Raw genomic sequence first — 15,889 nt, 5'->3', positions numbered from 1 at the left:
TTGCGGCGCTTGATTCAGGCCGGCTGGCCGATCTGCGCGGGAGCACGCATCAGCGTATCGCGCGGCAGCTCGCCGAAAACCTTGCGGTAGTTGTCGGCAAAGCGGGAGAGGTCCCATAGGCCACAGCTGAGGGCGATCGCCTTCACCGAACGGCGGCTGGAATCGGCCATGGACAGGCTGCGGCAGGCAGCGCACAGGCGCAGCATCGACAGATAACGGTTGGGCGAAGTTCCGAACAGATCCTCGAAGGCATAGCGCAGGCCGCGTTCGCTGACACCCGCCGCGTCGCATATCTCGTTCATGTAGATATTGCGGCGCAGGTTGAGCCGCATGAAGTTCTCCGCCCGCTGCGCGATCAGATAATGCGTGCGCCGGGCGCGGCTGCAGCCGGGGCGATCGGCGGCGCCTGCACCGAGCAGGGCCTGCACGTGCTCGTGCAGCAATCGTTCGGTTTCCTGCGGCTGCAGGCCAGCGCCCTGGCCGAGCTGAAGATGCAGCTGCTGATAATGATGGGCGAGTGGCGCCGAATCGTTCGCCAGATTGAACAGTGAAAGTGCCTGGCCCGCGGGCGGTGTGCTGCGCAGGCTGAGTTCGGTCAACTTGCGTTGCACCCGTGCGACCGGCACCAGCATCAGGGTCATGTGCGTACCGGGGCTGAGCGTAAACTCGCTGATGCCTTCGGGCATCACCGTCAGCGCCATCCCCGGTGCAAGCGGCACCCCGTGGCACCAGCTCAGTGTTTCATCGGTGGCGTGCAGATACCCCAGCATCGCCCAGTCGGGTGGCAGCATGAAGCGGCCACGGCAGTGGAAACCGCAACTGATGCTGCAGAACAGGGCTTCCTCATGCACGCGCGAAGCGAAGGCCGCCCGCGGCCCGTTGCCATCGAGCAGCAGCAGTTCGACATCGCACACGCGAAGTACGCCGCCCAGCGTCGCCAGATCGATCGATCGCAGGCCGCTGTCGTCGCTGTCTTCTACCCCACCATCGACCATGACAGTGTCGTCCCCCCGTTGATCCGCAACTCGCTGCGGCCCCCACTGCCTGACAGGGCCACACCATTCCTCCAGGAACCTTCGCCATTGCCGGGATGGCCGCGGCCGGTGCCGCGCGACCAACCCGGTTGAAAGCAGCAACGTGAGAGCGAGTATGCCCGATAATCATCGAAGGTAAACCCGAACTCCGCATTGAAGAAAATAGATACAGAGATGAAGAAAATGTCGTCGCCAGTGGCACGATATTCGCATGCACCATTTGCGCCATCACAATATCTGCACGTCGATGAATCGTTTTGCCAGCGAACGGATACGCGTCACAGAAACAACCTGAAAGTTTAATGGCTGCCGCGTTTCTGCCGAATTTGCATATAGGTTCCAGTTGCAGCCAACCGCCATTCAGGCAAAGTCGACGACACGGTGATCCGGTCGCTTCAAAAACGACCACACCTGGGGGAGCGTATGACCACGACCGTATCGCAGAACAGTTCGACCGCCGGCGCATCGCCGCGTGGTTGCGACGTTGCGGCCGGCATTTCCCCCGGGGCAGATCACCAGGAATGAGCACGGCGGGTCATTCCCGTCATGCCACCCCGCCAGGATGTGCGGGGCCCACGGACGATCCCGGCGGAGCCGGGCCACCGCCCAACAGGTGTCCTGCATCTGCAGACAACAAGTAGAGGGAGACAAGGCCATGAACGCATCCATCCGCAAGTTCCTGAAGGAAGAAGATGGCGTCACCGCGCTCGAGTACGGGCTGCTAGCCGCCGTCATCGCCGGCATCCTGATCGCGGTCGGCAACAAGGAGATCAAGGGGTTCTTCGAGACGCTGTTCAAGAACCTCTCCGAACTCGCCACCAAGGCCTCCGGGTCGGCACCTGCGACCGGCGGCTGAGCCTGCGTGCATCGCACATCCCTGCAGCGGTGCTGGGATGTGCCCGGTGGCAACTGCAGACTGTCCAATGACGGACGACGGAGTGTGCGATGACGTTGCTGGGACTATTGTCCATCGGCGTATGCCTGCGGATCGCGATCAGCGATCTGTATGCCCGCCGGGTGCCCAATGCCTGGCTGTTGTCTGCGTCCATCATTGCCGTCGCATTGATCATCGCGGGGCAGTTCAGCACGCCGCGCCAGCCGTGGCTTGCCCACGCAGCGGGCGCGGCGCTCGGCCTGGTGGCCTTGCTGCCGTTCTATGCCATCCGCTGGATGGGCGCCGGTGACGTCAAGTTCTTCGCGGTATTGGGGCTGATGCTGGGCTGGAAAGCCCTGCTGCCGATCTGGATGGTGGCCAGTCTCGCGGCCGGCCTGCACGCGGCGGTGATCATTGTTGGCCGCCGCCTGGGCGTGATGCTGCCCACAGGCCTTCAGATGCAGGTCAACCGCGCCAGCAGCCAATGGCAATCGCACCCCGCCCTGCGCGACATGCAGGCCGCGCGCCAGGGACGACATGGCATTCCCTACGCAGCCTACCTGGCCATCACCGGCATCGGCTGGGTCCTGGCAAGCGTCTATGGAGGTGTGGCATGAACATCCGCAATCCACGGCGTCAACGCGGCGTGGCCAGCATCGAATTTGCCCTGATGCTGATGCTGGGCCTGCTGCCATTGCTGCTGTTCACGTTCTCCGGCGTGATGATCATGGCCGCGCAACAGACATTGGCAACGGCCTCGGCCGAGGGCGCTCGCGCTTCATTGCGCTATGGCAGCGCCAATGAACGGCGTACCGCAGCCTGCGTCGCAGCCCGCAGTTCGATGCAGTGGCTGTTGAAATTCTCTGGACAGGGTGTCGACTGCAGCAATGGCGGCAGCAACGCCATCGTGGTCTCCGCGCAGGCACCCTGCGCCGGCCTGGCCACTGCCCAGTGCATGACAGTGACGGTCAGCTATGACTACGCCAGCCATCCCTTCCTGCCGGGCACCGCCACGCTTTACAAGTGGGTGATGCAGGCTCCCATCCGTAGTGTCGCGGTCGCCCAGCTCGACCTCGGCAGCGGCAACTGACGATCGGTACAGGAGACGGTTCCATGCTCAAGTTGACCCGCATCGCTGCCGTCGCCCTGATCGGGCTGGCCGTGCTGCTGGCAGTGATCGCCCTGATGATCGGGCGCAAACCGGCCGCGCCAGCGACGGCCGCCCCCGTCGCGCACAGCGAAGCCCAGGCGATCACCGTGGTCGAAGCCGTGGCCCGGCTGCCTGCCGGTGAACCGATCACCGCCAACGGCCTGCGCCTGGCGCAGCGGACCACGGCGGTAGCCGGTGCCGCCACCAGCATCTCGGCCGTGGTCGGCAAGGTACCGGTGCAGGACATTGCCGAGGGCACCGCCATCAGCAGCAGCGCCCTGGCACAGGGATTCTCGCTGCAGCTGCGCCCGGGCGAACGCGCACTGGCCGTTCCGGTGGACGAACTGGTCGGCGCCGGAAACCGCATCCTGCCGGGTGATTTCGTCGATGTCTTCCTCAACCTGCGCAATGCCCAGCCCAACGCCAGCGGCCCGGCAGAGGCCGCGCAGACCCGCCTGCTGCTGTCACGGCTGCGCGTGCTCAGCTACGGCCAACAGGACATCGCTCCGGTCACCGGCGATGCCGTCGCCGGCAACGAAGGCGATACCCGCAACGACCCCCGCGCCGCGGACATCACAGGCAATGGCAGCAGCCATGGTTCGGGCAGCGAGGCCACCCAGCCGGCACGCAGCGCGGTGCTGGCAGTGCCGGTGGCCGATGCCAACCGGCTGCTGCTGGGGGCGCAGCAGGGAAAGCTGTTCCTGGCCCTGCGCAACCCGGCTGATACGGGGCAACCTGACCTTGCACTGTTTCCACAGGCGCGTGGCGTGATCGATCCCTTGCGTGGCCTCGATGCCGAACAGCAGCTCGCACTGCAGCGGCCGGAGAACCACGCCTTCGCCGGCATCGATGGTGATGCCCTCGCCGGCCGCGGCAACACCGCGGCCCGCAGCAGCCCGGAGGCCCCGGCGCGTGCGCCGGCGGCTCGGCGCAGCGCACCGCGTGCGTCGGGCATCGAGATCATCCGTGGCGACAGCTCCGCCCCCCGTGGTTCCCTTTGACCTGCATCGAGCGCATCCATGACCGAACGCCGCCGCCCACGCCCCTCTCCCCGCCAGCGCTGGCTGGCCCTGCTGCTGGTGCTGCTGGCTCCGGCGACAAGCGTGGCCGCCGACGATCTCGTGCTGCAGGCGCGTGAACAGCGCCCATGGACCCTTCCGGCCGATCTGGAACGGGTCGCCATCGCCGACCCGGGCGTCGCGGACATCGTGATGCTGCGTGGGCAGCGCCAGGCGCTGCTGGTCGGAAAGGCGCCGGGTACGACGACGCTCCTGCTGTGGCACCGCAAGCAGGCCGAGCCGCAACGCCTGCAGGTGCGCGTACAGAGTGCCGTGCAGGGCGCCGCAGACACAGGCTCGAATGGGCTGGTGTTCACCCAGCAGGACAACCAGGGCCTGCTGCAGGGAAGCACCGACAGCGTGCTCTCGCACATGCAGGAGCAGAAGACCGCCGCCATGGCGCTGGGCAAGGACGGGCTGCTTGCTGATGCGTCGACGGTCAGCAGCGGCGGCGTGGTCCAGGTCGAGGTCAAGGTGGTCGAATTCAACAAGACCGCGTTGAAGCAGATCGGCATCAGCTTCCAGAACCGCAATGGCAACTTCGCCTACGGCTTCGCCCGCCCGGGTGGCCAGCTGCCGGGCAATACCGGCATCCTGCCGGGCATGAAGGAAGGCAACTCCGGCAATGAGGCCGAGTCGCCCATTTCTTCGGCCTTCCGCCTGGTGTTCGGCTCGACCAAGGGCCTGTGGAACGCCGATGTCGACCTGCTGCAGAGCAACGGCATGGCACGCGTGCTGGCCGAACCTACCCTGGTCGCATTGTCCGGCCAGAGCGCCAGCTTCCTGGCCGGCGGCGAACTGCCGATCCTGGAGCCGCAGGGGCTGGGCACCACCACCATCACCTACAAGCCCTTCGGCATCGGCCTGACCGTGACCCCAACGGTGCTGGCCCCAAACCGCATCGCGCTGAAGGTCGCACCCGAAGCCAGTGATCTGGACTACAGCAACGCCATTGCCCTCAATGGCGTGCAGATCCCATCGATCACCACGCGTCGTGCCGACACCACGGTCGAACTGGGCGACGGCGAGAGCTTCGTGATCGGTGGCCTGGTCAGCTCCAATGTCGTCTCCAACGTCGGCAAGATCCCCCTGCTTGGCGACCTGCCGATCATCGGTTCGTTCTTCCGCAACTTCGACTACAAGCGACAGGACAAGGAGCTGGTGATCATCGTCACGCCACGGCTGGTGCAACCGCTGGCGCGCAATACCCAGCTGCCGTTGCCTGGCGAACGCGAAGCCAAGCCGAACCTTCCCGAGTGGGGGGCCTGGCTGCTTGGCCCGATCAGTCAGGATCCGGTACCTGGCTTCTCACGCTGATTCTCATGATGCCTGCGATATCACGCCCATGCCCTACGCCACCGCCCAGCCGCTGCATCCGCAAGGACCACCGATGAATCTGGTCCTGTACGGAATGGATCGCGAACTGCTGCCCCGGCTGGCGGCGAAACTGCCGCCAACCACCACCCTGCACTGGCAGGACAGCAGCATGCCGACCTCCGCACAGGACCTGCAGCGCGGGCCACAGAGCCTGGTGCTGCTTGACTTCCGCCCGGAACACGCCGCGGCCTCCAGCCTGCTGGCGCAGCAGCTGCAGCAGACCCAGCCCGACCTGCCCCTGGTCGCGGTCGGCGCCACCAGCGCCGCCCAGGTCGAAGGCGTGGTGATCGCGCTGCGTGCCGGCCTGCGCGATGTACTGGACCTGGACAGCGACAACATCGGCATCGAGGCGGCATTGCGCCGCGCCCTGTCGCCGCGTCCAGCCGCTACCGCCCAGCATGCACACAAGGCGCGCCTGATCGTCCTGCTCGGCGTGCGTGCCGGGGTCGGCACCAGCACCCTTGCCGCGCATCTTTCGGTACTGGCCCAGCAGACCCGCGCACTGGCCCAGGGCGAGGCCCTGCAACAGGACGGCCTGTTGATGGAACTGGCGCAGCCGTCCGGCGACCTGGCGCTGTACCTCAACCTGGACAGCCGCTTCCACTACGAAGATGCGCTGCGCAACGCCAGCCGCATCGACGCCACCCTCGCACGCACCGCGATGGCTCGGCACGACACCGGCCTGGTGCTGCTCGACCGTGCCAGCGGCAATGATGCCGTGCCGCCGTCGGACCCGGGCGCACTGCTGCAGCGCCTGCGCAGCGTGTTCGCCAGCGTGCTGTGCGATGCCGGTGGCTGTCCGCTGCGGCAGCTGCCGCCCCTGCTGCTGGACCAGGCCGACGAGATCTGGCTGGTCACGGACGCTTCGATCGCCACGCTGGTTTCGCTCGACCAGGCCTTGAAGCACCTGGCCGGCCAGCGTGAACGCGAGAAGCGCCTGCAGCTGGTGATCAACCGCCACGACGACAGCAGCGGCATGAGCCCCGACCAGATCGCGCGCCGCTTCGAAGTGCCACTGCTGGCCACGCTGCCCGAACGCCCGCGCGTGCGCCTGGCCGCCAGCCAGGGGCATCTGCTGCTGCAGGACGCACCGCGCGACCCCTACCTGCGTGCCCTCGCCCCGCTCGTGCCGCGCCTGGATCCGGCTGCCTGCCCGGTCCAGGCCCATGGCCTGCGGGAAAGACTCTCCCTTGCCCTGGGTGGATCGCAATGGAAGACAAGGTAACCCCATTCCCGCATGCCGCCACCCGCCCGGTGCTGCCCGACAGCGCCCCGGGCCACCTGCCGTTCGCGCAGACCGAGCAGTACCAGAAGGTGCTGTCGGCCGCCCACGAACACCTGCTCAACAGCATCGAGGACGAGCGCATCGACATCGATTCCTGGGCGCCCGACACCATCGCCCGCTGGGTGCAGGTGCAGACGGTCGGCTTCATCCAGGAATGGCGCATCCCGATCAACGAGGAGGAGATGCAGGTGGTCGCCGAAGGCCTGGTCAAGGAGCTGACCGGCTTCGGCCCGCTCGACGACCTGCTGCACGACCCGACGATCGAAGACATCCTGATCAACGGATTCAAGGATGTGCACGTCTCGCAGGGAGGGCAGCTCAAGCGCGCCACCCAGCGATTCACCGACGACACCCACCTGCTGCGCATCCTGCGCCGCATCCTCGCGCCGCTGGGCCGCCGCCTGGACGACTCCAACCCGATGGTCGACGCGCGCCTGCCCAACGGCGGCCGCCTCAACGCGATCATCTCGCCGCTGGCGGTGGATGGGCCGATGGTCTCCATCCGCAAGTTCCGCAAGGACCCGTTCACCCCCGACGAGCTGCTGGCCAAGGGCACCTTCGATGCGCCGATGCAGGCGCTGCTGAAGGCGATGGTGCTGGGTCGCTGCAACATCCTGGTGTCCGGCGGCACCAGCTCGGGTAAAACGTCGCTGCTGAACGCCCTGGCCAGCTACGTTCCGCCCAACGAGCGCGTGATCACGGTCGAAGACACCGCCGAGCTGTCACTCAACCATCCGCACGTGGTCCGCCTGGAAAGCCGCATCGGCGGCGCTGAGGGCCATGGTGCGGTGAGCATCCGCGACCTGGTCCGCAACAGCCTGCGCATGCGCCCGGACCGTATCGTGGTCGGCGAGGTGCGCGGCGCCGAGGTACTGGAAATGCTGCAGGCGATGAACACCGGCCATGACGGCTCGATGGCGACCATCCATGCCAACTCTCCGCGCGACTGCCTGTACCGCATCGAGATGCTGGCCGGCTTCGCCGGGTTCCAGGGCAGCGAGGACAGCCTGCGCCGGCAGATCGCCAGCGCCATCGACTTCATCGTGCAGATCTCGCGGCTGGGCAGCGGCCGGCGCGTGCTGGTCTCGATCACGGAGATCACCGGTGTCAGTGACAACCTGATCACGACCCAGGAAATGTTCCGTCACGAACTGCAGATCGATGGCAACGGCAAGGAAATCGATCGCTGGATCGGACTGGGCTTCCACCCGCATTCGCACAAGCTGGAGCCGTTCCGGCAGCAGTTGCGCGAATCGTTGTACGGAGACTTCTGAGCATGGGCACGGGCCTGCTGCTGGGTGTACTGAGCATCATCTCGGTGCTGCTGGCGCTTGCGGTATGGCTGTGGGGCACCGCCAGCAACCGGGAGCAACGCCAGGCTTCGCTGCAGCACGCCGAGCAGCAGCTGGCTCGCGGAGGCGCCAGTGGCGGAGCCCCGGCCGGGGCATCCGTAGCTGCCGCCAACGACCCGGCGCGACCGGCAAGTGCCGGGCGCCGGGTGTTGCCGCTGGACGGCCTGCTGCAACGTGCGGGCCTGCAGACGGGTTGGAAGCTGCCCATCATGGTGCTGGTGCCGGGACTGGTGCTTTCGGTCGTGGCCATGCTCAGGCTCGGTACGGCGTGGATGTTCCCCCTGACCCTGCTGCTGTACCTGCTGGCCTGCTGGCTGTGGGTCATGCGCCGCACCACGAAACTGCGTGCACAGCTGCTGCACCAGCTGCCCGACTTCCTCGACAACCTGGTGCGGCTGACCGCGCTCGGCAACAGCCTGCAGGCTGCCTTCCAGGTGGCATCGATGCAGACCAGCGCGCCGCTGCGCGGACTGCTGGACACCACCGTGCGCTACGCGCGCAGCGGCATGGACCTGGACCGTGCCCTGAGCCTGGCGGCACAGCCCTACCGGATGGATGTGCTCAAGGTGCTGTCCGTCGTGATCGGTGTCAGCGTACGCATCGGCGGACGCTCCGATCAGATCCTGCAGCGCATGGGCGATTTCATGCGCGACCTGGAGCAGGCCCAGCAGGAGCTGGCCGCGACCACGTCGGAAACGCGCATGTCAGCCTGGGTGCTCGGCCTGCTGCCACCGGCCAGCGCGGTGCTGATGGCCATATCGAGCCCCGAATTCTTCCAGCCGGTGCTGCACGATCCGCTGGGTCACAAGATCCTGTTGATCGCGCTGGGGCTGGAGCTGTTTGGCGCGTTCCTGCTCTACCGCCTGGCCAAGTCGCTATGACCACCCGGGTCCGCCACGGAGGTGCCCGATGAGTGCCAGCACCTGGTTTGCCCTGTCGCTGCTGGTTCTGGCCGCCGGTGTTGCCCTGCTGGGCATTGCCGGATGGGTACGCAGCCATCGCGAACAGCGCACCTCGGCCACCCTGAAGACCGCACTGCAACCGCGGGATGAGGCGCGCGACACGGAGGCCGCGCGCCGTGATTCGCTGGGTTGGCTGGAACGCTTCGGGCGCGCGCTCAGTGGCGGCCGCCTGGAATCTGCATTGCTGGCCAATGAAGACCGGCTGCTGCTGGACCTGGCGGGTTGGAACACACGTCGTGGCACCGCCATCTATCTTGGCCTGCGCCTGCTGCTGGGCGTGCTGGTGCTGGTGCTGGCCCTGGCGTTCAGCAGCGCCCAGGGGCTGGCCAGGATGATGGTTGTGATCGGTGCGCTCGCGGCAGGCCTGCTGCTGCCGAAGTTCATCCTCTCTTCGTGGGTGAAGCGGCGCCGGCGCGCCGTCGACAACGAGCTGCCCCTGCTGATCGACCTGCTGCGCCTGCTGCAGGGCGTGGGCTTCAGCATGGACCAGAGCCTGCAGACGCTGGGCGACAAGCTGCGCGACGCGTTGCCGGTGCTTGGCGGCGAGTTGCAGGAGGCCAACGTCGCGTACACCCATGGCCGCACGCGCGCGCAGTCCCTGCGCCGGCTGAGCGAGGTCTACGCGGATGATGACCTGACCAGCCTGATGCAGTTGATCCTGCAGGTGCACGCGCACGGCGGCGCAGTGCAGGAACCACTGCGGCAGTTCAGCATCCGGTTGCGCGAACAGCGCCGCAACGCCCTGAAGGAAAAGGTTGGCAAACTCTCGGTGAAGATGACCGTGGTGATGATGCTGACCCTGCTGCCAGCGCTGATGCTGGTTCTTGCCGGACCGGCGCTGGTCGCGCTGGCCACCACCATGTCCAAGATGGGATCGCCCTGATGCCTGCCCTGCGCACCTCCTGCCTGTTGCTCGCCCTTGCCGCCGTCGCCAGTGGTTGTGCGTCGACTACGCCGAAGTACCTGCGCGCGCCCAGCCTGGCCGCGCCCGAACCGGCGCCGCAGGACAGCCGCAATGCCTACCTGGAACTGATCGGGCGCATGCAGCAGCAGGGTGCCTGGTATGCCTCGCTGGCCCACGTCGATGCCTTCCGCCAGCGCTATGGCGACCCGCCGGCATTGCGCCTGCTGCGGGCCGACGCCCTGCGCGAGACCGGGCAGGCCGACGCTGCCATCACCCTGTACCGCGAGCTCTCCACTGGCCCGCAGGCCGCTGCAGCCGCGCACGGCCTGGGCCTGATCGCGGCGCGCCGTGACGACGATGGCGGCAGCGAGGAGGCACTGGCCCGGGCCACGCAGCTGCAGCCCTTGAACACCGACTACCTGGGCGATCTCGGCTATGCACGCCTGCGTGCAGGCCAGTTCGAACAGGCCCGTGAACCGTTGGCCAAGGCACTGGAGCTGTCTCCAGGCAACCCCAAGGCCACGGCCAACCTTGCCCTGTGGGCCGTGCTGCGCGGCGACGCCGCCACCGCAGAGCGCCTCGCCGAGCAGGCCAAACTCAACGAGGACACCCGCCGCAGCATCCAGCAGCAGGCCGCGCAGATCCGTGCTCGCCTGCAGCAGCGCCAGGCCGCCGCGGCAGCTGCCGCAGTCGTGCCGGCCCCTGCGCGTGCTACCGCCAGCGATGCCGCCAGCAACCGGCCCGGCGCCACGCGACTGGCGGCGGAACCACACCGCGACAGCCGCGATGAACGCGATCCGCAGCGCCTGCCGCCCTCGATGCTGGAACGCTTCAGCACCTCCGATCAGCCGAACGGGAACACTCCATGAGCGCGATGCCCCTGACCCGACGCCTGTTGCCTGCACTTGTCTGCCTGCTGATGGCCGGCGGCGCGCAGGCGCAGCAGCAACCCCTGACCGGGCAGATGCTTGGCGGCAGCACGCCCGCTGCGCCGCCTTCGCAGCTGCTGCAGTCCGAGTCACTGGCCACCGTGGACCTGGCGGCCCCGCCGGCACCGGTGCCGCAGGCGGCGCCTGCAGCGGTCGCCATCACCGACGGCAACACTTCAGCCGCGCGACCCGGCCGCAGCCAGATCGGCGACACCACGCGCGACCTGTTCCGCCTGCAGGCATCAGGGCAGCAGGCCGGGCAACGCCTGCCGATCCTCGGCGACCAGGCTACGTTGAGCTACGCCCGCTACATGAAGAGCTTCGAACACGAGATCCCGGACTTTTTCGAAACCGATGTCGCCAAGTCCAAGGGAACATCCTCATCCGGACGCTGAGGTAGGCCATGAAACGCCCACGCCAGTTCAGTTTCAGCCGCCCACGCGGCGGCATGTCGGTCACCATGATGCTGGTCATGCTGGCGCTGCTCGCCATGCTGGGCCTGATCGAGATCGGCTACCTGTTCTGGGCCAAGCGTGACGCACAGAAGGTCGCAGACCTTGCTGCACTGGCCGGTGCACAACGGCTGGAACTGTGCACGCCTGACAACAGCGACAACAGCGCGGCGCGGCAGAGCGCGGTCACCCAGAACAGGTTTGCAGGCACCGTGCAGATCCGCTGCGGCAACTGGAGCGCCACACGCAGCACGTCGAACCGCTTCGTCACCACCATCGATGCCAGCAACCCGCGCAATGCCGTGCAGGTAGTCGCGCAGCGCAGCGTGCTGCCGTTCTTCGGCCAGAACACCGGCCTGCCCACCGTCAGCGTGGAGGCCGTAGCCCGCCGTTCCGAACCGACTGCGGTGTTCGCGGTCGGTTCGCAGCTGCTGCGCACCAATGGCGACTCGGTACTGTTGTCGACCCTGCGTCTGGTCGGCCTGGATGTGACCAACGCCACCGTGCTCTCCTATGACGGCCTCGCCCAGGCCAACATCACGCCGTCGGGCCTGCTCAAGGCATTGAACATCCCGGTCAGCGCCAACCTCAGCGTGGCTGACTTCAACCGGCTGCTGTCGGTCAACAAGATCTCGCTGGCACAGCTGGTCGATGCCACCGCCACCGTGGTCGGCCGCGACAGCACCGTGGGCGTACAGCTGCGTGCACTGTCCGATCTGGTCGCCACCCAGCTGGACATCAACAAGCTCAACATCGTGCTGGGCAGCCAGTCCGGTGGCGGCGGTCTGTTCGCCGAAGTGGTCTCGCCCGATGGCACGATCGGTAGCGCGCTGGAAACGAAGGTCAACGTGCTCAACCTGATCAGTACCGCCATCTCCATCGCCAACGACGGCAATGGCGTTGCGGTGAAGGGACTGGACCTGCTGGGCATCAACATCCAGGCCGGCGTGGTGGAACCGCCCTCGATCGCCATCGGTGGCGTCGGCACACGCGCGTACAACGCGCAGGTGCGGCTGATGGTGGACGTGGACAGCAACAACCTGTTCGCGGTGGGCCCGTTGCTGAACCTGCTCGGCACGCGCCTGCACCTGCCACTGCATGTCGATGTCGCCAACGCGATGGGCACGCTGACCGGTATCCAGTGCGGCGCCAGTCCACCCAAGGCCACCATCCAGGTCGATTCGTCGGTGCTGCGCGCCTGCGTCGGTAATGTCGACCCGGCGCAACGCTTTTCCAGGAGCAATGTCTGCGACGCCACCCTGAAGAACGAGCAGTTGCTGAGACTACTCGGACAACCCTTGATCAATGACAGGATCACCCTGCCCGCCCTGACCAGCTCCCAGAACCTGACCCTGGCCGCCGGCGAGACCGCCTCGACCCGGATCAACCCGCTGGCAGTAGGCAACGCGGTGTCGGACCTGGTCAATGAACTGCTGCGCGTGCTGTCAGGCATGCTCAGCTCACCCAAGCAGGGCATGAGCGCCAACGACACCGCCAAGGCACTGGCCGACCGCTACCTGCAGGCCACCTTCCCGCCGAACACCCGCTATGAGGTGGACAAGTTGATTCCACTGCTGCGCGATGGCGACGCAAGCCGGCAACTGGCCCCGCTCAACAGCTGGACCGTACCCGGAGGCCTGCCCTACGCCTGCGGCCTGCTGAACCTGGCCACCTGCCACAAGGACGGTCCGGTCTGGGACGCGTTCAAGGTGACCGTCACCGGCCAGGGACTGGGCGTGCTCGATGGGCTGCTGGGATCGCTGGTGGGCGGCCTGCTGATCAACCGCTGCGACAGCCTGCTGGGCAACCTGATCGACTACAACGGGTGTGTACGCAACAACCTGGCCTCGTACATCCAGACCGCGCCGGCCGGCTTCCTCGATGGTACCGGTGGAACCGGCGTCACCAATCCGGATGGCAGCGTGAGCTGCAGCGGCCTGCTGTGCACGCTGCTCAAGCCGATCCTGACCGCCCTGCGGCCGGTGCTCAACAGCGTCGGCACCCTGCTGACCAACCTGCTGGCGAGCGTGCTGGGCCTGGAACTGGGCCGCACCGACGTCAACGTGCAGTCCATCCAGTGCAGCGCGGCGCAGCTGGTCTACTGACCCGTGACGGGCGCCCTTGGCGGCGCCTGCGCCCATGCTAGACTCCCGGCGGGGAACCACCTTCATCTCAACCCACACTCATCCGTGGATGGTCTAGACATGCGAGAAACTTCAGGGGGCGCGGTCTTCGCCCGGCACGCGCGCGGCGCGGCACTGCTGGCCGTGGCCATGATGCTGGTGGCACCTGCGGCCATGGCTGCCCGTGGCGACCGCGAAGCAGCAGAGCCGGCCGCACGCAGCGCGCCGGTGGTGCGCAACACCGTTGACGAGCTCAAGCAGCTGATGGATTCGCGCCAGCTGACCGAGCTGCGCACGACCTACAACGGCAACTATGGCGCCAGCCTGCTGTTCAACGCCAACACCCTGACCTACTACGTCGCCCTGTTCCAGGAGAAGAACTTCTGGCGGGTGATCAAGACCGATGCGGTCGACAACGCCGAGCGCGTCTACCGCACCTTTGCCCAGCAATCGGAACAGCTGGCGCAGGTCTACATCGATACGACCCGCCTGGAAGCCGGCAAGCGCTACACCGAGCGCCTGGTGGCCTACAACGAGGAGCGCCTGCGCACCCTGCAACAGGAAATGGAACAGCAGCAGGCGCAGTCGGCCCAGGTCAGCGCCGCCCTGCAGCAGGCGCAGCAGCAGGCAGTCAGCCTCAGCACCGACGTGCAAAGCACCAACAGCCAGCTGGATGCGCTGCAGCGCCGCATCCAGATCCTGCAGGCCGAACAGGGCAACCCGGAGCTGAGCCTGCCCAAGCCGGAAGGCGTGCCCTCGCCGGCACCGGCTGCCGCCAGCGACGGGCGCTGAGGCCAGCGCGCAGTAGTCCCGCACGACGGCGCCCTTGGGCGCCGTTGTCGTTTCCATCATTACCGGATTCAGCGGCACGCGTCGTACACCGCGTCATCGAGCTGCCGACGCTGTACGAAGTCCAGGCGCTTGACCTTGGCCAGCACCTCCCCGCGGCGCTGTCGTGCGCGCTCACAGGCTCTGGGGTCCGTGCTGATGGGTATCAGCGCGGCCTGCGGCCGCCCCGAGCGCACGGTGCGCGGTCGCGCCGGCACCGCGCTGCCCGCGCCGGCCGGCTTTGGCACCGGTCCGCGTGACAGCGACTGCTCTTCGGGCACCTCCCAGCGCCATTCCGCATGCCCCTGGCAGGGTGTCTGCTGATAGACCGGATGTGGCCCGTCCACGCATTTGTAGACGTTGGTCTGCGCATGAACCGCCGTGACCAGCATCAGGCACAACAGTGGGCTGCATCGCATTCTCGGCATCGGGGGCTCCTCGACCAGCTGCCGCCATCGTCTGTGCGGTGGCCGCTTCATGCCAGAGCGATACGCGTCACAGTCCGGGCAATCCAGCACAGCCGTGCAAGCCGTCCGATGTGCACTGCGATGTACTGCCGAAGGCACCGGCACCGCTGCCAGTGCCTTCCCTCCCTTCCGCCAAGGAACCCGCAATGAGCAATTACGTCACCGTCGCCGATGGCGCCCGCATCTTCTACAAGGATTGGGGCACCGGCCAGCCGGTCGTGTTCGCCCACGGCTGGCCGCTGTCGTCCGATGCCTGGGACCCGCAGATGCTGTTCATGGGCCAGAACGGCTTCCGCGTGATCGCCCACGACCGTCGCAGCCACGGCCGTTCGAGCCAGACCTGGGATGGCAACAACATGGACACCTACGCCGATGACCTGGCCGCGGTGATCGAGGCGCTGGGCCTGAAGGACGCGATCCTGGTCGGCCATTCCACCGGCGGCGGCGAAGTGGCCCACTACATCGGCCGCCACGGCAGCAAGCGCGTGTCAAAAGTGGTGCTGGTCGGCGCCGTGCCGCCGCTGATGCTGAAAACCGACGCCAATCCGGCCGGTACCCCGCTGGACGTCTTCGACGGCATCCGCAAGGGCACGGGCGGTGACCGCTCGCAGTTCTTCAAGGACCTGACCACACCGTTCTTCGGTGCCAACCGCGATGGCAATACCGTTACCCAGGGCATGCGTGATTCGTTCTGGCTGCAGGGCATGCTCGGCGGCGTCAAGGGCCAGTACGACTGCGTGCACGAATTCTCGGAAGTGGACTACACCGAGGACCTGAAGAAGATCGACGTGCCGGCGCTGGTGGTACACGGCGATGACGACCAGATCGTCCCGTTCGATGCCTCGGCGAAGCTGTCCTCGCAGATCATCAGGGATGCCGAGCTGAAGGTGTACGCCGGTGCGCCGCATGGCCTGACCGTCACCCACGCCGACCAGTTCAACGCCGACCTGCTCGCGTTCGCGCGCAGCTGATGTACCGCGGCGGCGCCGCACCGGCGCCGCCGCCCCTTCGGTAGTGCCGGCCGCTGGCCGACAACCCGATCACCATCGTGATCACGCGCAGCCGGCCAGCGGCCTCTGCTTCGGTAGTGCCGG

16 protein-coding genes are annotated in these 15,889 nt (G+C 67.0%); 14 read left to right on the top strand and 2 right to left on the bottom strand.

All coding sequences use genetic code 11. The annotated features are described in order from the left end of the window. Positions 1-14: 14 nt before the first annotated feature. A complete protein-coding gene (locus AC5P9N_RS04685) occupies positions 15-995 on the bottom strand; it encodes an AraC family transcriptional regulator (RefSeq protein ID WP_005409990.1) in 981 nt (326 codons plus the stop codon). Positions 996-1,689: 694 nt separating this feature from the next. On the opposite strand from AC5P9N_RS04685, the gene AC5P9N_RS04680 reads away from it, so the two are divergent. From AC5P9N_RS04680 to AC5P9N_RS04620, 13 genes are all read left to right on the top strand, one after another. Beyond that, the gene (locus tag AC5P9N_RS04680; protein ID WP_005409991.1) at positions 1,690-1,890 is read left to right on the top strand and encodes a Flp family type IVb pilin; all 201 of its coding nucleotides are present in this window, start codon (positions 1,690-1,692) and stop codon (positions 1,888-1,890) included. An 89-nt stretch (positions 1,891-1,979) separates the two neighbouring features. After that, positions 1,980-2,525 carry an A24 family peptidase gene (locus AC5P9N_RS04675; RefSeq protein WP_099484276.1) on the top strand — a complete coding sequence of 182 codons (546 nt, stop codon included), beginning with the start codon at positions 1,980-1,982 and terminating at the stop codon, positions 2,523-2,525. Further along, positions 2,522-2,998: a TadE/TadG family type IV pilus assembly protein gene (locus AC5P9N_RS04670; RefSeq protein WP_005413739.1), complete on the top strand. Its 477-nt coding sequence runs from the start codon at positions 2,522-2,524 to the stop codon at positions 2,996-2,998. Before AC5P9N_RS04675 ends, AC5P9N_RS04670 begins: the two co-directional genes overlap by 4 nt. 23 nt (positions 2,999-3,021) lie before the next feature. Continuing rightward, the gene (cpaB, locus tag AC5P9N_RS04665) at positions 3,022-4,059 is read left to right on the top strand and encodes a Flp pilus assembly protein CpaB (RefSeq protein ID WP_099484277.1); all 1,038 of its coding nucleotides are present in this window, start codon (positions 3,022-3,024) and stop codon (positions 4,057-4,059) included. Positions 4,060-4,077: 18 nt separating this feature from the next. After that, positions 4,078-5,433 carry a type II and III secretion system protein family protein gene (locus tag AC5P9N_RS04660; protein WP_099484278.1) on the top strand — a complete coding sequence of 452 codons (1,356 nt, stop codon included), beginning with the start codon at positions 4,078-4,080 and terminating at the stop codon, positions 5,431-5,433. A 28-nt stretch (positions 5,434-5,461) separates the two neighbouring features. Beyond that, the gene (locus tag AC5P9N_RS04655; RefSeq protein WP_099484279.1) at positions 5,462-6,718 is read left to right on the top strand and encodes a CpaE/TadZ family protein; all 1,257 of its coding nucleotides are present in this window, start codon (positions 5,462-5,464) and stop codon (positions 6,716-6,718) included. Beyond that, positions 6,703-8,052 carry a TadA family conjugal transfer-associated ATPase gene (locus AC5P9N_RS04650; protein WP_099484280.1) on the top strand — a complete coding sequence of 450 codons (1,350 nt, stop codon included), beginning with the start codon at positions 6,703-6,705 and terminating at the stop codon, positions 8,050-8,052. The genes AC5P9N_RS04655 and AC5P9N_RS04650 overlap by 16 nt, the downstream gene beginning before the upstream one ends. Positions 8,053-8,054: 2 nt before the next feature. Then, positions 8,055-9,011 (top strand): type II secretion system F family protein, encoded by a 957-nt coding sequence (locus AC5P9N_RS04645; protein WP_076740129.1) that lies wholly within the window; start codon positions 8,055-8,057, stop codon positions 9,009-9,011. A gap of 28 nt (positions 9,012-9,039) precedes the next feature. Next, complete coding sequence (locus AC5P9N_RS04640) at positions 9,040-9,975, top strand: type II secretion system F family protein (protein ID WP_005409999.1); 936 nt, start codon at positions 9,040-9,042, stop codon at positions 9,973-9,975. Beyond that, positions 9,975-10,865, top strand: a complete 891-nt coding sequence (locus AC5P9N_RS04635) for a tetratricopeptide repeat protein (RefSeq protein ID WP_099484281.1) — start codon at positions 9,975-9,977, stop codon at positions 10,863-10,865. The genes AC5P9N_RS04640 and AC5P9N_RS04635 overlap by 1 nt, the downstream gene beginning before the upstream one ends. After that, positions 10,862-11,320: a DUF3613 domain-containing protein gene (locus tag AC5P9N_RS04630; protein ID WP_154329482.1), complete on the top strand. Its 459-nt coding sequence runs from the start codon at positions 10,862-10,864 to the stop codon at positions 11,318-11,320. The genes AC5P9N_RS04635 and AC5P9N_RS04630 overlap by 4 nt, the downstream gene beginning before the upstream one ends. 8 nt (positions 11,321-11,328) lie before the next feature. After that, positions 11,329-13,482 (top strand): TadG family pilus assembly protein, encoded by a 2,154-nt coding sequence (locus AC5P9N_RS04625; RefSeq protein WP_099484283.1) that lies wholly within the window; start codon positions 11,329-11,331, stop codon positions 13,480-13,482. A 99-nt stretch (positions 13,483-13,581) separates the two neighbouring features. Further along, entirely contained in the window at positions 13,582-14,292 is a 711-nt protein-coding gene (locus AC5P9N_RS04620) for a DUF2968 domain-containing protein (protein WP_043035226.1), read from the top strand. Positions 14,293-14,360: 68 nt separating this feature from the next. On the opposite strand, the gene AC5P9N_RS04615 is transcribed toward AC5P9N_RS04620, so the two are convergent. Continuing rightward, the gene (locus tag AC5P9N_RS04615; RefSeq protein ID WP_043035225.1) at positions 14,361-14,756 is read right to left on the bottom strand and encodes a hypothetical protein; all 396 of its coding nucleotides are present in this window, start codon (positions 14,754-14,756) and stop codon (positions 14,361-14,363) included. Positions 14,757-14,941: 185 nt separating this feature from the next. On the opposite strand from AC5P9N_RS04615, the gene AC5P9N_RS04610 reads away from it, so the two are divergent. Then, complete coding sequence (locus tag AC5P9N_RS04610; protein WP_099484284.1) at positions 14,942-15,766, top strand: alpha/beta fold hydrolase; 825 nt, start codon at positions 14,942-14,944, stop codon at positions 15,764-15,766. Positions 15,767-15,889 lie beyond the last annotated feature (123 nt).

Source organism: Stenotrophomonas sp. YJH_SMC_6 (genome assembly GCF_059371335.1).
This window is presented reverse-complemented; position numbering and strand designations above follow the sequence as displayed.

Coding starts and splice junctions, on each gene's coding strand:
- AC5P9N_RS04685 (WP_005409990.1), bottom strand. CDS start 995: ATGGTCGATGGTGGGGTAGAAGACAGCGACGACAGCGGCCTGCGATCG.
- AC5P9N_RS04680 (WP_005409991.1), top strand. CDS start 1,690: ATGAACGCATCCATCCGCAAGTTCCTGAAGGAAGAAGATGGCGTCACC.
- AC5P9N_RS04675 (WP_099484276.1), top strand. CDS start 1,980: ATGACGTTGCTGGGACTATTGTCCATCGGCGTATGCCTGCGGATCGCG.
- AC5P9N_RS04670 (WP_005413739.1), top strand. CDS start 2,522: ATGAACATCCGCAATCCACGGCGTCAACGCGGCGTGGCCAGCATCGAA.
- cpaB (WP_099484277.1), top strand. CDS start 3,022: ATGCTCAAGTTGACCCGCATCGCTGCCGTCGCCCTGATCGGGCTGGCC.
- AC5P9N_RS04660 (WP_099484278.1), top strand. CDS start 4,078: ATGACCGAACGCCGCCGCCCACGCCCCTCTCCCCGCCAGCGCTGGCTG.
- AC5P9N_RS04655 (WP_099484279.1), top strand. CDS start 5,462: ATGCCCTACGCCACCGCCCAGCCGCTGCATCCGCAAGGACCACCGATG.
- AC5P9N_RS04650 (WP_099484280.1), top strand. CDS start 6,703: ATGGAAGACAAGGTAACCCCATTCCCGCATGCCGCCACCCGCCCGGTG.
- AC5P9N_RS04645 (WP_076740129.1), top strand. CDS start 8,055: ATGGGCACGGGCCTGCTGCTGGGTGTACTGAGCATCATCTCGGTGCTG.
- AC5P9N_RS04640 (WP_005409999.1), top strand. CDS start 9,040: ATGAGTGCCAGCACCTGGTTTGCCCTGTCGCTGCTGGTTCTGGCCGCC.
- AC5P9N_RS04635 (WP_099484281.1), top strand. CDS start 9,975: ATGCCTGCCCTGCGCACCTCCTGCCTGTTGCTCGCCCTTGCCGCCGTC.
- AC5P9N_RS04630 (WP_154329482.1), top strand. CDS start 10,862: ATGAGCGCGATGCCCCTGACCCGACGCCTGTTGCCTGCACTTGTCTGC.
- AC5P9N_RS04625 (WP_099484283.1), top strand. CDS start 11,329: ATGAAACGCCCACGCCAGTTCAGTTTCAGCCGCCCACGCGGCGGCATG.
- AC5P9N_RS04620 (WP_043035226.1), top strand. CDS start 13,582: ATGCGAGAAACTTCAGGGGGCGCGGTCTTCGCCCGGCACGCGCGCGGC.
- AC5P9N_RS04615 (WP_043035225.1), bottom strand. CDS start 14,756: ATGCCGAGAATGCGATGCAGCCCACTGTTGTGCCTGATGCTGGTCACG.
- AC5P9N_RS04610 (WP_099484284.1), top strand. CDS start 14,942: ATGAGCAATTACGTCACCGTCGCCGATGGCGCCCGCATCTTCTACAAG.